The organism is Microbacterium sp. BLY (assembly GCF_017939615.1).
In the GTDB taxonomy this organism is placed as follows: domain Bacteria; phylum Actinomycetota; class Actinomycetes; order Actinomycetales; family Microbacteriaceae; genus Microbacterium.
Genome location: NZ_JAGKSR010000001.1, coordinates 1,570,779 through 1,587,565, shown reverse-complemented (window position 1 = coordinate 1,587,565; position 16,787 = coordinate 1,570,779). Strand labels below are relative to the sequence as shown.

Genomic DNA, 16,787 nt, shown 5'->3' with positions numbered 1-16,787 from the left:
AGGGAAGGGCACCAAAGAGTCAGCATACGCCACCGGAACGGCATTCCCAAACCCGTCCGGCGACGTCAGTCCGGCCGGACGGTCACGAGGATCGGCCGGTGGTCGCTGGACCGCTGCGGCAGCGTGGTGATGCGCTCGATCTCGAAGCCGGACGAGGTGGCGAAGTCGTAGTGTCCGCGGAAGACGCGGTACCGCGTGTAGGTGTGGTCGTCGCTGAGGGAGAGCGCGTAGCCCTGGTCGCGGACCGCCTGCCCGAGGTTCTCCTTGAAGACGGGGTAGTTGTAGTCCCCGACCATGAGCTGCGGGAGGCCTTCGCCGAGGCTGGCGAGCTCCGCGAGAGCCGCGCGGATCTGGTGGCGGCGCAGCGAGTTCAGCGCCGTCAGCGGGGCGGCGTGGAAGGAGGCGACGATGAACTCGCCGCCGTCGTCGATGTCGCGCAGGCGCGCGCCGAGCACGCGCTCGTGGGCCGGCTTGGCGATCCGGTCGTGCAGCGACTTCTTCAGGCCGAGGGTGCGGATGCCCTGCAGTCGATAGGTGCTCTCGCGGTAGAACAGCGCGAGTCCGAGGCGGTTGCCCTGCGTCGCATCCGCCAGCACGAGACCGCCGATCCGGTCCGGCAGCTCCGGGACGTCGCACTCCTGCAGGCAGAGGATGTCGGGATCATGCTCATCGACGAGCGCCGCGAGCTCGCCGGCGGCCCGGTGCTTGCGCAGGTTGTAGGAGATGACCTTCATGATCGTCCCCACGCTACCCGCCCCATCTGTGCCCCGGCTCCGATTCCGAGGATCAGTCGGTCTCGTGGTCGCGACGGGCGCGCGTCTGCGCCGCGCGGGCGGCGAGGAGGTCGTCGGCGGGGTATCCCACCTCGGTGAGGGTGAGGCCGCGGGCCGCGAGCACCTTGAACTCGCTCGTCCTGGTCAGCGCGTCGCGGAGCACCACGAGATCGCCCACGTCGAGGCGCCCCTCCCCCACGGCCGCGCACGCGCCGACGAGGGCCCGCACCATGCTGTGGCAGAACGCGTCCGCCTTGACCTCCGCCACCAGCACTCCCTCGGTGTCCCGCGCCCACCGGTAGTCCAGCAGCGTGCGGATCGTCGTGGCCTCCTCCCGCGGCTTGCAGTACGCCGCGAAGTCATGCAGCCCGATGAGCGTCCGGGCGGCGGCGTCCATGGCCTCCGCGTGCAGCCGACCGCGGATCGTCGTGGTGTCGAGACGCCGCAGCGGGTCATAGCCGGCGAGGTCGTCGGCCAGGCGGTAGCGGTAGCGCCGCCAGACGGCGGAGAATCGGGCGTCGAACCCCTCCGGAGCGAGGGAGGAGCGGGTGACGGTCACGTCCGGGTAGGCGCCGAGCACGCCGCGCATCCGCGCCGCAATGCTGCCCGCCGGGTCCTCGGCGGCACGGCCGTGCCGCGCCTGGATCCGCGCCCACTGGGCGTCGTCGAGGTCGACGTGCGCCACCTGCCCGCTCGCATGCACGCCGGCATCGGTCCGCCCCGCGACGACGAACCGCACGTCGGAGCCGACGATCCGGGCGAGCGCCGCCTCCAGTGTCCCCTGGACCGTGCGGAGCGTGGGCTGCGTGGCCCACCCGCGGAAGTGGGTGCCGTCGTAGGCGATGTCGAGCCGGATGCGCACGGAGCCAGCCTAGGACAGCCGCGCGCGCACCCTGCGTCAGATGCCGCCGTCGACCGACCGGATCATCGCGCCCGGCTCCTCCGGCACCATCACCTCGGTGTCGCGGTTCAGGCTCTCGCCGCGGAAGAACCGCTTCGACCGCGGGAAGAGGTACCAGAGGAACATCAGGACGAGACCGATCGCGAGCGATCCGATGCCGATCACGAACGTGCCACCGATGCCGAAGAGCACGGTGTAGCCGTAGTCGACATCCCACATGTCAATCGCCGACTGGATGAACGCCCCGGTCAGCAGCAGCGCGCCCAGCACCGGGAAGATGCCCTTGAAGAAGAGGTCGCGCGTCGAGCGGCGCAAGTCGGCCCGGAAGTACCAGACGCAGGCGAAGCCCGTGATGGCGTAGTAGAAGGCGATCGCGAGGCCGAGCGACAGGATCGAGTCCTGCAGGATGTTGTCGCTGATGAGGGTCATCCCCACGTAGTAGAGGGATGCCACGACGCCCATGACGATGGTCGAGAACGACGGCGTCTTGTAGACGGGGTGCACCTCCTTGAACTTCGCCGGGAGCGCCCGGTACACGCCCATCGCGAGGGTGCCGCGGGCCGTCGGGAGGATCGTCGTCTGGGTGGACGAGATCGCGGAGATGATGACCGCGACCACGAGCACCCACCCGAACGGTCCGAGCAGGCCGTCCTTGATGGCCAGGAAGAAGTCGTCCGCATTGGCCTCGTTGCCCAGGCCCGTGCCGTCCTCCCCCAGACCGGCGTACATCATCGCGGCGATCGTCACGGCGACGTAGGTCACCAGGAGGATGACGCAGGTGAGCACCGCGGCCCGGCCGGGGATGCGCTTCGGGTCCTTCGTCTCCTCATTCAGGGCGAGGCAGGTGTCCCAACCCCAGTAGATGAAGAGCGCGAGGAGGATGGCCTCGGTGAAGCCCGACCAGTCGGTGAACGCGAACGGGTTCAGCCACTCCCACGAGAACGGGGTGGCGTCGGGGGCGTCCCCCGTGAAGAACTGCCAGAGGGCGGCGACGATGAAGATCGCCAGGGCGAGGTACTGGATCGCGAGCAGGACGTTCTGGATGCGCTCGCCGATCTCGACGCCCCGCCAGCTCACCCAGGTCATCGCCGCGATGAAGAGGACGGCCACCACGACGACCCGCCAGTCGTTGTTCTCGAGGTCCTGACCGATCAGCGACCAGAAGTACACCGAGGCGATCTGCGCCAGGTTCGCGAGCACGACCATGCCGGCGACCGCGACGCCCCAGCCGCCCATCCAGCCCACCCAGGGCCCGAAGGCCTTCGTGCCCCACGTGAAGGTGGTGCCGCAGTCGGGGACGGCGTTGTTGAGCTCGCGGTAGGCGAAGGCGATCAGCAGCATCGGCACGAAGGCGATGATGAAGGCGATCGGAGCCTGCGCGCCGACGGCGAGCACGACGAATCCGAGCGTCGCGACGAGCGAATAGACGGGGGCCGTGGAGGCCAGACCGATGACGGTGGATCCCCACAGGCCGAGCGTGCCTGCGGCCAATCCCTTGCCGTCGGGTCGTTCCAGGTGAATGGGCGTCGTAGCCATGTTCTGAACAGTAGGGGGACCTGCGGTATCCCGTCAATCCTTTTCTTTCTGCGACGGATTCCGCGTTACTTCCGACGCGCTGCGAAGGATTCCGTCGGTCAGTCGCGGCCCAGCATGCCGTCGGCGTGCGCCGCCACCCACTCCATCAACGGCAGCATCCGCTCCATGAGGTCGCGGCCCAGCGGCGTCAGGCTGTACTCCACGTGCGGGGGCACAGTCGGCAGCGATTCGCGATGCACGAGCCCGTCGTCCGTGAGCGTGCGCAGCGTGGAGGCGAGCATCTTCTCGCTGATGCCGTCCACCTCGCGGCGCAGCTCGCCCCAGCGACGGGTCCCGTCGGAGAGGCACGAGAGCACCAGCACGCCCCACTTGCTCATGATGTGGTCGAGGACGACACGCGTCCCACACCCCTGATCGAAAAGTGCCGGCTGCGATCCCCGGATCTGCGCAAAACTCACCACCATGTGGGTACCTTACCGAAAAGTGGGTACCTCCTGGCAGGAATGCGCGTGGAGGGCCCGGGGGTTGTCGCAGATGTCAGCAACGAAAGGACTGCCATGACCATCCTCGTCACCGGTTCCACCGGCCACCTCGGCCGCCTCATCATCGACGCGCTCCTCGCACGCGGCGTCGACGCGCAGACCATCCGCGCGGGCGCCCGCGACGTCGCCAAGGGCGCCGACCTCGGTGTCCCCGTCGTGCATCTGGATTACACCGACCCGGAATCCGTGGCCGCGGCCGTCGACGGCGTCGACACCGTCGTGCTCGTCTCCGGGTCCGAGGTCGGCCAGCGCGTCGCGCAGCACAAGGCCGTGATCGATGCGGCGAAGGACGCCGGCGTCTCGAAGCTCGTCTACACGAGCGCTCCGAAGGCGACGACGAGCTCCCTCGTCCTGGCGCCGGAGCACAAGGCCACCGAGGAGCTCATCGCCGCCGCCGGGATCCCCGCGGTGATCCTCCGCAACAACTGGTACACCGAGAACTACGCCGCCGACCTCGCCCGCGCGGCGGAGACCGGTGTGCTCAGCTCCGGCACCGGGGACGGCCGCGTCGCCTCCGCCAGCCGCCGGGACTTCGCCGAGGCGGCGGCCGTCGTCGCCACCGAGGACGGCCACGAGGGCGCGGTGTACGAACTGGGCGGTGACGTGGCGTGGACCTACAGCGAGCTCGCCGCCGCGATGTCCGAGGTCACGGGACGCGACGTGTCGTTCGTGCCGCTCTCCGCGGACGAGCAGCTCGCCGCACTGCGGGCCGCGGGCCTGGACGAGGGTACGGCCGGATTCGTCGTCGCCCTCGACTCCGGGATCCGCGACGGGGCGCTCGCCGACACCGACGGCACACTGCGCCGTCTGATCGGACGCCCGACCACGCCGCTCGTCGACGGCCTCCGCGCTCTGCGGTGAGGTGCGGAGCGCCGCCGACCGCGTCACGGCCGGCGGCGCTCTCCCGCCTCCCGCTCCTGGTGTCCCTGCACGTGGACCACCGTCAGCGCGAGGCTCTCCCGCGGCAGGTCCTGCGCGCGCAGCACCGCGTCCACCGCGGCACGGGCGTGCCGCAGGGTCGCGAGGGCGGGCGTGCGCCCATCCACGCCGATCGCGGCCTCGACCACCACGCCCCGCTCCCCTGCGGTCACCGACACGACGGGCTCGGTGCCCGTCCGTCCTCCCAGCGCCGCGGCGCCGGCCCGGAGCACGGTGGACACCAGCGACCCCGAGCGGTACACCCCGCGGACGCCGGAGCAGGCACGCAGCGCCGCTTCGAGGCGGGTCGCGAGATCCGCCCGCGCGTCCGCCGTCATCTCGAACCCGCTCATCACGCTCCCTCCCGGACGTCGGTGATCGCGACGTCGATCGCTTCGACCTGCAGGGTGGTGTGGCGCCGCAGCCGCGCATCGACCTCGGCGCGCAGGCCGTCCGCGACGGCCCGGAGCGGGTCACCGTGGCGCACGCTCGCGTCGATGGAGACCCGGACGGGCGCTCCCGGCGCGGTCACGTCGCCGTCCAGCCGGCACCGGCCGACGAGCACACCGGGGATGGCCTCCTCCGCGGCGCGGACCAGGCCGCGAACCGCCCCCTCGGTGATCCCGAAGTCGACATCCGGGTCGTCACCGGCGTAGGGGATGCGCCGGCCGGCCTGCGCGTCCATCGCGATGCCGCTGAGGATCCTGTCGATCCAGCCCTCGTCCGCCGGAGCCGCGGACGACTCCTCGGTGACCATCAGCGCCCCGCCGAGACCGTGCAGCCGCTCCAGGGCGTCGAGCGCAAGCCGGCACCCGGGCGACTCCTCGATCGCGGCGTTCCTCGGCGTGCGTCCGGCCTCGAGGTAGTCGCTGAGCTCCTCGATCGTGTGCCCGTCCAGGTCGCCGGGCTCCAGACCCAGGCGGCGCACCTGGTCGTCATCGTGGTGATCGGTCATCGCCAGGCCTCCATCCGTGTGATCAGGAATCGTCGCGCGCGCGACAGCAGCCCGCGCACCGTGCTGACGGGGATGCCGAGCTCCGCGGCGATCTCGTCGTAGCTGTATCCGCCGAGCTCTCGCAGCACCCAGCATTCGCGCTGCGCATCCGGGAGTTCACCGAGGGCGGCTCCGAGCGCCGCCACGCCTTCTCTGGCTTCGACGATCGCGGCGGGCGACGCCTGGGGCGGCGCGGGCCGGTCGATCTCGTCGACGTCGAGCACGGGGCGCGACCGTCGCAGCCGATCCACGGCCTTGCGGCTCACGATCCGCATCAGCCAGCTCTTGACCTTCGCGGGGTCCTCGAGCTCGCCGAAGCGCTGCCAGGCGGTCACGAACGCGTCCTGCACGATGTCGTCGACCTCGGCCGAGGCGTTGAGCATGCGATGCGTGTACGCCCTCATCATCGGCGTGTACCTGCGCACGAGCACGGCGAAGGCGGCGACGTCGCCGTCCATCGCGCGTCCGGCGACGATGCGGTCGCCCGCCTGGTCCAGAGCCTCGCCCCACCGATCGGCTGCCATTCCCCCACCCCTCGTTCCCCGTTCCCCCGTCGTTCGGAGCCCGCAGCGCATCGGATCGGAACCGTCCGGTGCGCGCGCGGGGAGGAGGCGCCCCGACGGGCGCCTCCTCCGGATCCGTCACTTGCGGAAGGTGTCCTTGACATCCTCTGCCGTCTTCCTGACGTCTCCCTTGGCCTGCTCGGCCTTGCCCTCGGCGACGAGCTTGTCGTTGTCGGTGACCTCGCCGACGACCTCCTTCGCCTTGCCGGCGAGCTTCTCCGCTGCGGCCTTGATCTTGTCCTCCGCGCTCATGGCGCCTCCTTTCCTCACACGACCCCGACGGTCGGGGTCGACGTCTGTCCGGCGCTCCGTCCGCCCGACGGGGCGGTCGGCTCGCCGGCGAGCGAACGACGCACGCGCTGTCGCGAGCGGAACAGCTCCCACCAGCCGCGGTCGGCGACGTGCACCACGAGGGGCATGCGCGCGCCGGTGAGCGCATCCCACTCCTGCACCGCGGCATCGGTGGCCGCCAGCACCTGACCCAGGGCCGCTCCCGGCCGCGGGGTCACGACCAGCCCGAGAGCGGTCTGGTGACCGATCCTCCGGGCCGTCACACGAGCGGAGAGCACGTCCGCACGTTCAGCGAGCGGAGCCGCGAGGATCTCCTCGGCCACGCTGTGATCGACGGCGGTGTCGCCGTTCGGGCCCTCGAGTCGCAGCACCGTGCGCTCCCTGCGCCGTCCTCGCGTCAGCAGGAACGCGATCAGGAGGACGAGGAGCAGCACGGCGGCGATGATCGCGACGACGATGCCGAGCGGCACGAAGCCCGCCGCGAGGACGAGACCCCGGGCGCCGGACCACTCCACCGCGGCGTCGACCGGTGCCAGCACGCTCTCCACGGGAGCGGGCAGCGCACCCGTGGCGCGCAGCCCCGCGACGAGGAGAGCCGCGCCCGCGCCGAGCAGCAGGACTCCCGCGCCCAGGAGGACGCCCCTGTTCGCAGCCGTTCCCGACGACGTCATGAGATCACCCCTTCCCTCGCCACCTGCACCCGCGGCGCAAGCGGGAAACCCGCCTCGCCCAGCACCCGGTTCGCCGCGTCCTCCGCGTCCGCCCGGGCCACGGGGACGCCGCTCGTCGGCGTGATGCGGACCAGCGCGGCACGTCGCGCCACCGTCACGGCCACCTGGCCGCGCGGCATGCCGAGCCGGCGCGCGACGCCGTCGGCGATCGCGTCGGCGAGCACGCCGTCATCGATCGCGAGCGCCGTCCGCGCGGTGAGGCGCGTCCGGCGCGCGCGCCGACCGGGCACCACAGCGAGGCCGATGAGAAGGAGGGCGAGGAGGACGAGCAGCACGCCCATCCCGATCAGCGCCGAAGGCGTGCCCGCGATCGTCGCCACCGGCGCGATCACCGTCGCGGCCTGCGCCCGGAAACCTCCGTCGACCGCCCAGGCGATCGCCCCGGCGAGCAGCACGAGGAGGATCACCGTCAGCACGACGGCGACCGCGACCGCCGGACCGCGGCGCGTCGCCCGCGTCTCCCGCCGCAGCAGTCGCCGCGACAGGGCCGTCTGCGTGGTCATGCCACTCTCCTCTCCGTCTCGCGCCGCAGTCCGGCGAAGCGCACGTCCACCGCTCCCACCCGGCGCGCCGCGAGATCGCGCATCCCGTTCACGACCGCTTCACGCAGCGCGTCTCCGCGGACGGCGACGGGGTCGTCGTGGCCGCGACCGCGCACCACCGGCACCACCACGGCGACCCGCAGGTCGCCGTGGCGATCGGTGAGCTCCACGCTCACGTCGCGGGCGTCCACCGCGGCGGCGTCGCGCACCAGGCCGAGAGCGAGCCGCTGCAGGGCGCGGGCCTCGACGATCGTGCTCCCCGCCACGCCGTGCCCGTCCGTCCGTGCGGTGCTCATGAGGACGATCGCCGTCCCCGCACCACCTCGGCGAGCGCCCGCACGTCCAGGCGACCGTCGGCGATGCGGCCGACGACCGCGCCGACGAGCATCGCGAGGGCGACGAGCAGGAACGCCCAGAACCCGAGCGCGATCCAGGTCAGCGCGAGCACCGCCGCCGCAGCTCCGCCGATCACCGAGGCGTTCACTGGACTCGCGCCTCCGGGGCCTCGGTGTCGTCCTCGGACGGGATGTGCACGTCGTTGACGGTCACGTTCACCTCGGCGACCTCCATGCCCACGAGCTCCACCATGGCCCGGTGGATCGCGGCACGCACCTGCTCGGCCACCTTCTGCAGGGAGACCGGGTACTCCGCCACGATCGTGACGTCCACGGCCACCTGCGTCTCGCCCACCTCGACGCTGATGCCCTGGGCGAGGTCGGTGGTGTTGAGTGCGTCGCGGATCGCGCCCATCATGCGGGCGGCACCGCCACCCAGCGCATAGACGCCGTCGACCTCACGCGCCGCGATGCCGGCGATCTTCGCGACCACCGCATCCTCGATCGTCGTCTTCCCTGCCGCCCCCTGCGACGCCGGAACGACCTGAGCCTTGGGCTGGGTGCCCCCAGTCACGTTCGCCATCTCGAGCTCCTTCATCCGTGTGTCCGCGCGATCTGCGCGGGCCGTGTTCTCACGACACCACTAAGACGCGCGGAGAGCGGCGGATGTCACAAACTTCTTCGGGTGATTTTTCGACCCGTCCGTAAGCCGATGCTCTCAGTGCACTCCAAGGTTGAAAGTGCAAAGTTGCACTTTGTGACCTCTAGTGCAGAATCGACGCGAGACCAGCGCAAGCGCCGCACCGCTCGCGCGCTCACCGACGCCGCCCGGCGGCTGACCACCGCGCACGGATTCTCCGGCTTCACGGTCGAGGAGCTGTGCGCCGAGGCGGGAGTCTCCCGGCGCACGTTCTTCAACTACTTCGAGAGCAAGGAGAACGCGGTCTTCGGGTTCGCCGTCATCGACTCCCGCCAGGAGGAGCTCGAGGCGGCCTTCCTCGAGCGGAGCGACGACCTGCTCGACGACTTCGTGCGGCTCACCATCGACCGCTTCTCCCTGTTCGATCCGATCGAGCAGGCCGCGGAGCTGTTCGCGATCATCGAGCAGGAACCGCGACTGCTGCGCGCAGCGTTCGAGCAGCAGGAGAAGCATGAACGCCGCGACGTCGCGCTCGTCTCCCGCCGGATCGGCGAAGGGGCGGACACGGAGCTCCGAGCCGAGGTGCTCGTGCACTCCGTCGGCGCGCTCGTGCGCCTCTGCATGGAGCAGCTGCTGCGCCATCATTCCCCCGAGCCTTTCGCCGACCTCATCGAGCGACGGCTCCGCCTCGCCCGCGCCCTCTACGCCCCCGCACAGAAAGCCCAGTGAATGTCCGCCACGGCCACCGCGGATGCGCCCTTCCTCCTCACGAAGCGCCGCATCTGGATCATCTTCAGCGCCCTGATCGCCGGCATGCTGCTCGCAAGCCTCGACCAGACCATCGTCTCGACCGCGATGCCCACGATCGTGGGCCAGCTCGGCGGGGTCGACCACCAGGTGTGGATCACCACCGCCTACCTGCTCGCGACCACCATCGTCATGCCGATCTACGGGAAGTTCGGTGACGTGCTGGGGAGGCGGTCGCTCTTCCTCGTCGCGATCGCCCTGTTCACCCTGGCATCGATCGGCTGCGCCTTCGCGACGGACTTCTGGATGTTCGTCGTCTTCCGTGCCCTTCAGGGTCTCGGCGGCGGCGGGCTCATGATCCTGTCGCAGGCGATCATCGCCGACATCGTCCCCGCCAATGAGCGCGGCAAGTACATGGGGCCGCTCGGGGCGGTGTTCGGCCTTTCCGCCGTCGCCGGTCCGCTCCTCGGCGGGTTCTTCGTCGACCACCTGACCTGGCAGTGGGCGTTCTACATCAACATCCCGGTCGGCATCGCCGCCTTCCTCATCGCCCTCGTGGCGCTGAAGCTGCCCAGCAAGAAGGCGGAGAAGCCGATCGACATCCTCGGCGTGCTCTTCCTGTCGGCGGCGACCACCTGCCTCATCTTCTTCACCGACTTCGGCGGCGACGCCGCGTTCGGGTGGGACTCGCTCGCGACCTGGGCGTGGGGTGCCGGGCTCGCGGTGTCGGCGACGGCGTTCGTCGTCACCGAGTCCCGCGTGCAGGACCCGATCATCCCGCTCAGCCTGTTCCGCAACCCGATCTTCGTGAACGCCACGGCCATCGGCCTCGTCCTCGGCATCGGCATGTTCGCCGCGATCGGCTTCGTCCCGACGTTCCTGCAGATGTCGTCCGGCACGTCCGCCGCCGCGTCCGGTCTGCTGATGATCCCGATGATGGTGGGTCTGATGGGCACCTCGATCTTCTCGGGCATCGCGATCTCGAAGACGGGGAAGTACAAGGTGTATCCGATCCTCGGCACGATCATCACGGGGGTCGCGATGGTCGCCATGACCACCCTGTCGGCGGAGACGCCGATCTGGCTGATCTGCGTGTTCCTGTTCGTCTTCGGCGCCGGGCTCGGCCTCATCATGCAGGTGGTCGTGCTCGTCGTGCAGAACGCCGTCCCGGCGGGTCAGATCGGCACGGCCACGAGCACGAACAACTACTTCCGCGAGGTCGGCGCCTCGCTGGGCACCGCGGTGTTCGGCACGATCTTCACCACCCGGCTGACGGAGAACCTGCTCGGGGTCTTCGCCGGGGCGGGAGCCTCTCCCGAGGCGGCATCCCAGGCGGCATCGACCATCGACCCGGCGACGCTCAACGCCCTGCCGGACGAGGTGCGCGACGGCATCGTGACGGCGTACGCCGACGCTCTCGCACCCGTCTTCTGGTATCTCATCCCGTTCATCGCGCTCGCGCTGATCCTGTCGCTCTTCCTCAAGCAGATCCCGCTGTCGGATCAGGCCGGTCTCGTCGCCCGCGGGGAGGCGATCAGCGGTGAGGAGGCCGAGCGTCTGGAGGCCGAGCTCCGCACGGCAGGGCGTGTCGACGCCGGACGCACGGACGCCGAGCCGGGAGAGGCCGGCTCGGCGTCCACGGGCAGGTAGCCCGAACTAGGGGAGGTCGGCGACGTCCACCTCGTCGTCGTCCTCCCCGTCCCCGGTCGACGGAAGGTCGTCCGGCTCGGGGTCGTGGTCGGTCGTGACGAAGTCGGGGTCGACGCCGATGGCCTCGATCTCCTCCTGATTGTCCTGGCTGTTCGACGTGTCGGACATCGCGCCTCCTGAGATTGGGGATCCGGACGGCCAGTCTGGGCGGGCATGCTCACGGGGCCGAGGGGGTTGACACGGCGTGTCGTCGGGCACCGCCGCCGGGGCCGGGACGGAACCGCCAGACTGGAGCGGTTCGCCCTCCCCTCCCCCTTGAGGAGCACCCGCGATCGACGCCGCACCGCCCCGTTCCGCCTGGCAGAGCTTCTGGGATCGCGGAGGCTGGTGGCGCGCCCTCCTGCTGGCCGGGGTGTACTACGGCCTCTATCAGCTGTTCTCGCTGGCGTTCCTCCCGCTGGCCGGTCAGGTCGACGACCCGACGAGCGCGGCCGGCGTGCTCGTCTACGACGTCCTGCCGATCCTCGTCGGCGGCCTGCTGCTCGTCGCGTTCATCGCCTCGGTCGGATGGTGGCGACCCGTCTTCGGGCGCCAGCCGATCCGGGGAGCGGGATGGATGTGGGTCGCGATCATCGCGGTTCTGCTGTTCAACGTCCTCCGCTTCCTCACGATCGACGACGGCAGCGTCGGACTGGACGTGGTGGCGACGTGGTTGCTCGCCGGCCTCGCGATCGGCTTCGCGGAGGAGGTCCTCACTCGCGGCCTCGTCGTGAAGATGATGCGGGACGCGGGGGCGCGCGAACGCGTCGTCGCGGTCGTCTCGGCGGCCGTGTTCGCGGGGCTCCACGCGGGCAACCTGCTGACGGGGCAGGATCTGTTCCCGACCCTCTTCCAGCTCGTCTACACCTTCGCGTTCGGCATCTGCATGTACCTCGCGCTCCGGGTCACACGGACCATCGTGGCCCCGATCCTCCTGCACGCCAGCACCGACCCGAGCATCTTCCTGCAGACGCTGCACCCCGCCGAGGGCGGGTTGACGGCGCTCGCGGCTCTGGGGAACATCGTCGTGGTCATCGTGGGCCTCGTGCTGATGCTCTTCATCCGCGGACGGGTCGGCGCGTCCGCACCCGATGCCTTCGCCCCCGGGCGCTGAGTGACACGCGGCCCGGTCGTCGACCGTCGCCTCAGGGGCCGGTCGTCCTCTGGACGCGGACTCCGGGAGAGAACGCGACGCAGTCGATGGATCCGGCCTTCACGTACGGGCGTCGGTCGTGGGGCTGCACGTACATGCCGAAGGCGATGACGTGCCGCCCGACGAGTCTGTCCGGGTCGATGAGCAGCCGCTCCAGCTGGGTCTGGGTGAGAAGGATGGCAACGTCGTCGGCGGCGTCCGTGAGCCGGAGCATGACGCCTTTGTGCGGCGTCGGTCGGATGCCTTCGATCTCTCCCCAGAACAGCGCTTCGCGGCCGGCGTGATGCCGACGTCGAGCGGCGGACGCCGGGATCACGACGTCGGCGGTCGGGCGCGGCGGAGCCGGGGGGATCTCGATCCGGCGGGGAAGGCTCCCCGCCATCGCCGCATCCAGGAACACCGACAGGGCATGACGATCGACGCCTGGCGTGGGCCGTATGCCCGCGTCGATTCTGCTCCGCCGCGTCCGCGACGCGGGGAGGGAATCGTCGGGGCGACGTCGCCCATCCGGACCGGTCGAGGGAGCGGAGCGCGTCAGCTGCAGGCGCCACGTGACACTCCGTGGCCCCTGCGCCACGGCGTGACCGCGGTCCCCGGGCTCGTCCTGTGATCGCTGGGATCCGTGATCGCAGCCCGGCCGGTGCCTGCCGTGGAAGTGGGGCGCGTAGAAGTCACTGTGCAATGCCTTCACCCGGAGCGGAACACGGCACGCAGACCCATCCGGGAGCCTCCCGTTGCACCAGAGTTCCGGCACGGACGGCATGTGCAGGACAGCCTCGATGGTCACCGGCGTTCCGGTCTTGTCGACAGCAACGTCACTCATCTGCACCTCCGGTAGCCATGATGTACCGTCGTGCCGACATCCGTGTCGCCGCCGTGGAGGCCAGCTGTTCTCGGATACGACAAAACCCCCGGAAATCCGGGGGTTTGCGTCTGTAGCAGGAGCGGGGCTTGAACCCGCGACCTCACGATTATGAGTCGTGCGCTCTCACCAACTGAGCTACCCTGCCGCACGGCATCCGCATCGCAGATGCGAACTCCGAGCCCCGAGTCAGGATTGAACTGACGACCCCTTCCTTACCATGGAAGTGCTCTGCCACTGAGCTATCGGGGCGTGCTGCCCCTCGCGGGGCAACCACACGAGAATACCATCCCTGTGGCGTCCTCATGAAATCGAGCCGGTCACTCCTCCGACGTCAGCGATGTGCGTCCGGCGTTCTTCTTGAGCCACGGCATCGGGTCGATGGTCGTCCCGTTGACGATGAGCTCGAAGTGGAGGTGCGCGCCGTAAGAACGACCCGTGTTACCGGTCTTGCCGACGATGTCGCCGACCTTGACGGTGTCGCCCGCCTTGACCTGCAGCGAGCCGTACTGCATGTGCGAGTAGTGGCTCGTGATGACGGATCCGTCGATGACGTGGTCGATGTACACGGTCACGCCGTACGCGCCGCCCTGCTCGGTGGCGATGCGGACGGTGCCGTCGGCGATGGCCTGGATGGGCGCGCCGTTGCCGGGGACGAAGTCGATGCCCTCGTGGAGGCGTCCGCTGCGCATGCCGTAGCCGTAGCTCATGCCGACGCCGACGAGGAACGGCCACTGGATCGCGGCGTCCGGGTCGTTGGTGAAGATCTCACCCGAGTAGTTGATGCCCTGCTCCGCGGCGACCTCGACGAGCGAGACGGTGCTGAAGTTGTCGGCGCGGGACAGCGGCTCGTTCTGCACGCCGGAGGGCGCGACGAACGCCTGGATCTCTTCTTCCGCCCCGCCGGCGGCGTCAGCGGCGGCCGCGGTCACGAGCGACGTCGAGGCGGAGCCGTTCTGAGCGGCGGCGACGGCCTCGGCGGGCATGGTCATCGAGACGGCCAGGAGACCGGCGAGCCCCATGGCGCCGACGGTGGCTCCCGCGGTCAGCACCTTGCGGATGCTGCGGGTGCGACGCGGGCCGACGGCGGTGAGCGCCGCGGTGTCGATCTTCGGCGCGGACGTGGCGCTCCGGGTCGTGGACGCGGTGGGGATGGGCCCGGTGCGGCGGAATGCGCGCGAGGCCCGCTCGAATGCGTCGCCGTCAGCGTCGGCCTCGGCGACGAACGGCTCGGAGGCCGGGGCGATGTCCTCGGCGGGGACGGTGTCGGCGTCCTTCTCGACGATCTCGGCGACGACGGGTGCCGCGGGGACATCGGCGACGACGGGGGTCGCAGCGGCGATGAAGGGCTCGTCGGGGGCGGTCGGCACCGGGGGGACGCCGGCCTGGCGCTGGCGCGCAGCGCGGCGGGAGAGCGGGATCGTGGCAGCGGCGGCGAGGGCGATCACGGTCTCCGCGTCAGCGAGGGGTGCCGTCGACCCGCTCGCCGAGGCCTCGGAGGCCGCAGTGCGAGGGCGGCTGGACCGGCGCGTGGGCGCAGCGGCAGCCTGGGGGTTCTCGAAGGGCAAAACTAATCTCTCGGTCGTTCGTGATGCTCGGGGGCGCAATGACAACTCTCACCTTCGGGTGGTGAAAGTAACGATCGGGTAAACACTACCCGGATCCACCTGAGAATGCCATGGATCGGTCAGTGTTCTTCCTCATCGAGGATAGCCCGGAGTCGGGCGTGCACGGTCGCGCCACCCGCGATGAGGAGGGGACGCGACGATTCGCGGTCGATCCGACTGACCCGGCCGCCGGCCTCCTCGACAAGCAGAGCGCCCGCGGCGTGATCCCACGGCTTAAGACCCCGTTCGAAGTAGCCATCCAGGCGGCCGGCGGCGACGTAGGCCAGATCGAGGGCCGCCGCTCCCATCCGCCGGACGTCGCGAGCGATCGGCATCACGCGCCGCACCGTCGCGAGGTCTCCGTCGTGGGTGGACGGGTCGTATCCGAAGCCGGTCGCCAGGAGGGCGCCGGCGTCCGTCACCTCGGTCACCGCGAGCCGGCCGCCGTCCGTCCACGCACCGTGGCCGCGGGCCGCCGTGAAGGTCTCCCCCATGGCCGGTGCGTGCACCGCCGCGGCCTGCGCCTCCCAGGCATCCGGCTCCGGCGGCCCGGTGACCGCCGCGATGCTGACGTTGTAGGACGGAATGCCGTAGGCGTAGTTGACCGTGCCGTCGATGGGATCGACGACCCAGGTGACTCCGCTGTCTCCGCTGGCCGCACCGGACTCCTCTCCGAGGAACCCGTCCGCCGGTCGCGCGGCACGCAGACGCTCGCGGATGAGCGCCTCGACCTCACGATCGGCCTCGGTCACGATGTCCGCCAGCGTCGACTTCGTCGCGGCGAGCTGCACGCCCTGACGACGCCGGGCACTCGCGAGCGCTCCCGCTTCCTCAGCGATCTCCGTGGCGAGGGCGCTGAGCTCCAGAGCGTCGATCACGGGGCCGGGTGGGAGGGCGCGGGCGGAGGCGGCGGGAACGCGGAGGGGTCGCCGTGCGTCGGCGCCGCGGGCTGCGGAGGAGCAGGCTGCGGAGGAGCAGGCTGCGTTGGCACCGGCGGGGCCGAACCCGGTGCGGGCGCGGCGTAGTCCGGCAACGGCGGTACGGACGGAGCGGGCGGCGGCGTCGACGCGGGGAGCGTCGCGGCGGGCGCCTGACCCAGCGCCGGAGGTGCCGTGGAGGGGTAGCCCGTGTAGTAGGCGTTCCAGTCCGGGCTCCCGTCCGGGAGGACCGGGAGCGGCGTGATCCCGTCGGCATAGGTCGGCCAGGCGGGCGCGGTGGCGACCGCGCGGGCGGCGGGCGCCTTCTTCGGCGCGAAGAGGGCGTTCAGCAGCGGGATGAGGGTGGTGCCGACGGCGACGAGGATCGTGAGCGCGACGACGATGCGCCAGTACAACTCGTTGTAGTCGAAGGTGTTCGGGAAGGTGAGGAAGAACACCAGCATCGCCACGAGCCCGCCGAGGAAGACGATCGTCACGATGTGGATGATCCGCGTGAACGAGGTGACGTGGCGCTGTGCGGCACGGGTGAAGAGCCGCACATGCAGCAGCGCGAGCTGCAGGATCCCGATGACGAGCAGCAGCTGGAAGAAGCGCTCTGCGCCGAAGTAGAAGCCGTCCTCCGGGAGCCAGATCTTCACGAGACCGACGAGGAGCGCGATGACCCAGCTGACCATGCTCGCGAGCTGCAGCCAGTCCGGACGGTTGGGGGCGAGGCCCGCCTCGAGGATAGCGATCCCGGCGAACGCGGCGAGCAGCAGGATCGTGAGGAACGCGCGCCCGATGAGGCCGTTCTGGTCACCCACCAGTACCCAGACGACGCAGACGAGGGCCGCGGCGATGAGCGCGCCGATGGCGACCCAGAGCGAGCCCCGGATGAGCAGCGACATGTTCTTCTTCTCACCCTGCGGCTGTGGCCGGGCGGTGTCCGGTTGCGACATGGAGGTCCTCTCGTCGAGCGGCGATGCCTTCATCCTGCCACGCGCGCACCCGCTTGGCCGGGGTTCCCTCGGGGATCCGACAGGGAG

General features: G+C 70.5%; 22 protein-coding genes and 2 tRNA genes. 4 read left to right on the top strand and 20 right to left on the bottom strand.

Going from position 1 to position 16,787, the window contains the following annotated elements:
• Positions 1-65: 65 nt before the first annotated feature.
• From KAF39_RS07910 to KAF39_RS07895, 4 genes are all read right to left on the bottom strand, one after another.
• Entirely contained in the window at positions 66-734 is a 669-nt protein-coding gene (locus KAF39_RS07910; RefSeq protein ID WP_210676760.1) for an endonuclease/exonuclease/phosphatase family protein, read from the bottom strand.
• Positions 735-786: 52 nt separating this feature from the next.
• Entirely contained in the window at positions 787-1,635 is an 849-nt protein-coding gene (gene truA / locus KAF39_RS07905) for a tRNA pseudouridine(38-40) synthase TruA (protein ID WP_210676759.1), read from the bottom strand.
• Positions 1,636-1,671: 36 nt separating this feature from the next.
• Entirely contained in the window at positions 1,672-3,210 is a 1,539-nt protein-coding gene (locus KAF39_RS07900) for an APC family permease (protein WP_210676758.1), read from the bottom strand.
• Between the two features lie 98 nt (positions 3,211-3,308).
• Complete coding sequence (locus tag KAF39_RS07895; protein WP_210676757.1) at positions 3,309-3,674, bottom strand: helix-turn-helix domain-containing protein; 366 nt, start codon at positions 3,672-3,674, stop codon at positions 3,309-3,311.
• Positions 3,675-3,767: 93 nt separating this feature from the next.
• Here KAF39_RS07895 and KAF39_RS07890 point away from each other — a divergent pair, with 93 nt between their 5' ends.
• Positions 3,768-4,613, top strand: coding sequence for an SDR family oxidoreductase (locus KAF39_RS07890; protein ID WP_210676756.1), 846 nt, complete (start codon positions 3,768-3,770; stop codon positions 4,611-4,613).
• Positions 4,614-4,636: 23 nt separating this feature from the next.
• Here the strand turns inward: KAF39_RS07890 and KAF39_RS07885 are convergent, their stop codons facing one another.
• The 9 genes from KAF39_RS07885 to KAF39_RS07845 form a co-directional block, all read right to left on the bottom strand.
• Positions 4,637-5,023, bottom strand: a complete 387-nt coding sequence (locus tag KAF39_RS07885; RefSeq protein ID WP_246878257.1) for a hypothetical protein — start codon at positions 5,021-5,023, stop codon at positions 4,637-4,639.
• Positions 5,023-5,625, bottom strand: coding sequence for a hypothetical protein (locus tag KAF39_RS07880; RefSeq protein ID WP_210676755.1), 603 nt, complete (start codon positions 5,623-5,625; stop codon positions 5,023-5,025). Before KAF39_RS07880 ends, KAF39_RS07885 begins: the two co-directional genes overlap by 1 nt.
• A complete protein-coding gene (locus tag KAF39_RS07875) occupies positions 5,622-6,188 on the bottom strand; it encodes an RNA polymerase sigma factor (RefSeq protein ID WP_210676754.1) in 567 nt (188 codons plus the stop codon). Before KAF39_RS07875 ends, KAF39_RS07880 begins: the two co-directional genes overlap by 4 nt.
• A 117-nt stretch (positions 6,189-6,305) precedes the next feature.
• The gene (locus KAF39_RS07870) at positions 6,306-6,479 is read right to left on the bottom strand and encodes a CsbD family protein (RefSeq protein ID WP_210676753.1); all 174 of its coding nucleotides are present in this window, start codon (positions 6,477-6,479) and stop codon (positions 6,306-6,308) included.
• A gap of 14 nt (positions 6,480-6,493) precedes the next feature.
• Entirely contained in the window at positions 6,494-7,189 is a 696-nt protein-coding gene (locus tag KAF39_RS07865) for a hypothetical protein (RefSeq protein ID WP_210676752.1), read from the bottom strand.
• Positions 7,186-7,752 (bottom strand): hypothetical protein, encoded by a 567-nt coding sequence (locus tag KAF39_RS07860; RefSeq protein ID WP_210676751.1) that lies wholly within the window; start codon positions 7,750-7,752, stop codon positions 7,186-7,188. Before KAF39_RS07860 ends, KAF39_RS07865 begins: the two co-directional genes overlap by 4 nt.
• Positions 7,749-8,087, bottom strand: a complete 339-nt coding sequence (locus KAF39_RS07855; RefSeq protein WP_210676750.1) for a hypothetical protein — start codon at positions 8,085-8,087, stop codon at positions 7,749-7,751. Before KAF39_RS07855 ends, KAF39_RS07860 begins: the two co-directional genes overlap by 4 nt.
• Positions 8,084-8,275, bottom strand: coding sequence for a DUF2273 domain-containing protein (locus KAF39_RS07850; RefSeq protein WP_210676749.1), 192 nt, complete (start codon positions 8,273-8,275; stop codon positions 8,084-8,086). Before KAF39_RS07850 ends, KAF39_RS07855 begins: the two co-directional genes overlap by 4 nt.
• Positions 8,272-8,709 (bottom strand): Asp23/Gls24 family envelope stress response protein, encoded by a 438-nt coding sequence (locus KAF39_RS07845; protein ID WP_210676748.1) that lies wholly within the window; start codon positions 8,707-8,709, stop codon positions 8,272-8,274. Before KAF39_RS07845 ends, KAF39_RS07850 begins: the two co-directional genes overlap by 4 nt.
• A 174-nt stretch (positions 8,710-8,883) precedes the next feature.
• On the opposite strand from KAF39_RS07845, the gene KAF39_RS07840 reads away from it, so the two are divergent.
• Both KAF39_RS07840 and KAF39_RS07835 read left to right on the top strand, forming a co-directional pair.
• Positions 8,884-9,495, top strand: a complete 612-nt coding sequence (locus KAF39_RS07840; RefSeq protein WP_307805129.1) for a TetR/AcrR family transcriptional regulator — start codon at positions 8,884-8,886, stop codon at positions 9,493-9,495.
• Positions 9,496-11,163: an MDR family MFS transporter gene (locus tag KAF39_RS07835; protein ID WP_210676746.1), complete on the top strand. Its 1,668-nt coding sequence runs from the start codon at positions 9,496-9,498 to the stop codon at positions 11,161-11,163. It begins immediately after the preceding gene.
• 6 nt (positions 11,164-11,169) lie between these two features.
• Here the strand turns inward: KAF39_RS07835 and KAF39_RS07830 are convergent, their stop codons facing one another.
• Positions 11,170-11,331 carry a hypothetical protein gene (locus KAF39_RS07830; protein ID WP_210676745.1) on the bottom strand — a complete coding sequence of 54 codons (162 nt, stop codon included), beginning with the start codon at positions 11,329-11,331 and terminating at the stop codon, positions 11,170-11,172.
• A 244-nt stretch (positions 11,332-11,575) separates the two neighbouring features.
• Between KAF39_RS07830 and KAF39_RS07825 the strand changes: the two genes are divergently transcribed.
• Positions 11,576-12,316, top strand: coding sequence for a type II CAAX prenyl endopeptidase Rce1 family protein (locus tag KAF39_RS07825; RefSeq protein ID WP_307805128.1), 741 nt, complete (start codon positions 11,576-11,578; stop codon positions 12,314-12,316).
• A 31-nt stretch (positions 12,317-12,347) separates the two neighbouring features.
• Here the strand turns inward: KAF39_RS07825 and KAF39_RS07820 are convergent, their stop codons facing one another.
• The 6 genes from KAF39_RS07820 to KAF39_RS07795 all read right to left on the bottom strand — a co-directional run bounded on the left by KAF39_RS07820 (position 12,348) and on the right by KAF39_RS07795 (position 16,700).
• On the bottom strand, positions 12,348-12,737 hold the full coding sequence (locus KAF39_RS07820) for a hypothetical protein (protein ID WP_210676744.1): 390 nt from the start codon (positions 12,735-12,737) through the stop codon (positions 12,348-12,350).
• Between the two features lie 554 nt (positions 12,738-13,291).
• Positions 13,292-13,365, bottom strand: a tRNA-Met gene (locus KAF39_RS07815).
• A 32-nt stretch (positions 13,366-13,397) separates the two neighbouring features.
• Positions 13,398-13,469: transfer RNA gene (locus KAF39_RS07810), tRNA-Thr, on the bottom strand.
• A 68-nt stretch (positions 13,470-13,537) separates the two neighbouring features.
• Positions 13,538-14,665, bottom strand: a complete 1,128-nt coding sequence (locus tag KAF39_RS07805; protein WP_307805127.1) for a peptidoglycan DD-metalloendopeptidase family protein — start codon at positions 14,663-14,665, stop codon at positions 13,538-13,540.
• A 239-nt stretch (positions 14,666-14,904) separates the two neighbouring features.
• Entirely contained in the window at positions 14,905-15,699 is a 795-nt protein-coding gene (locus KAF39_RS07800) for an inositol monophosphatase family protein (protein WP_210677986.1), read from the bottom strand.
• Positions 15,699-16,700: a hypothetical protein gene (locus tag KAF39_RS07795; RefSeq protein WP_210676742.1), complete on the bottom strand. Its 1,002-nt coding sequence runs from the start codon at positions 16,698-16,700 to the stop codon at positions 15,699-15,701. Before KAF39_RS07795 ends, KAF39_RS07800 begins: the two co-directional genes overlap by 1 nt.
• Between the last annotated feature and the right edge of the window lie 87 nt (positions 16,701-16,787).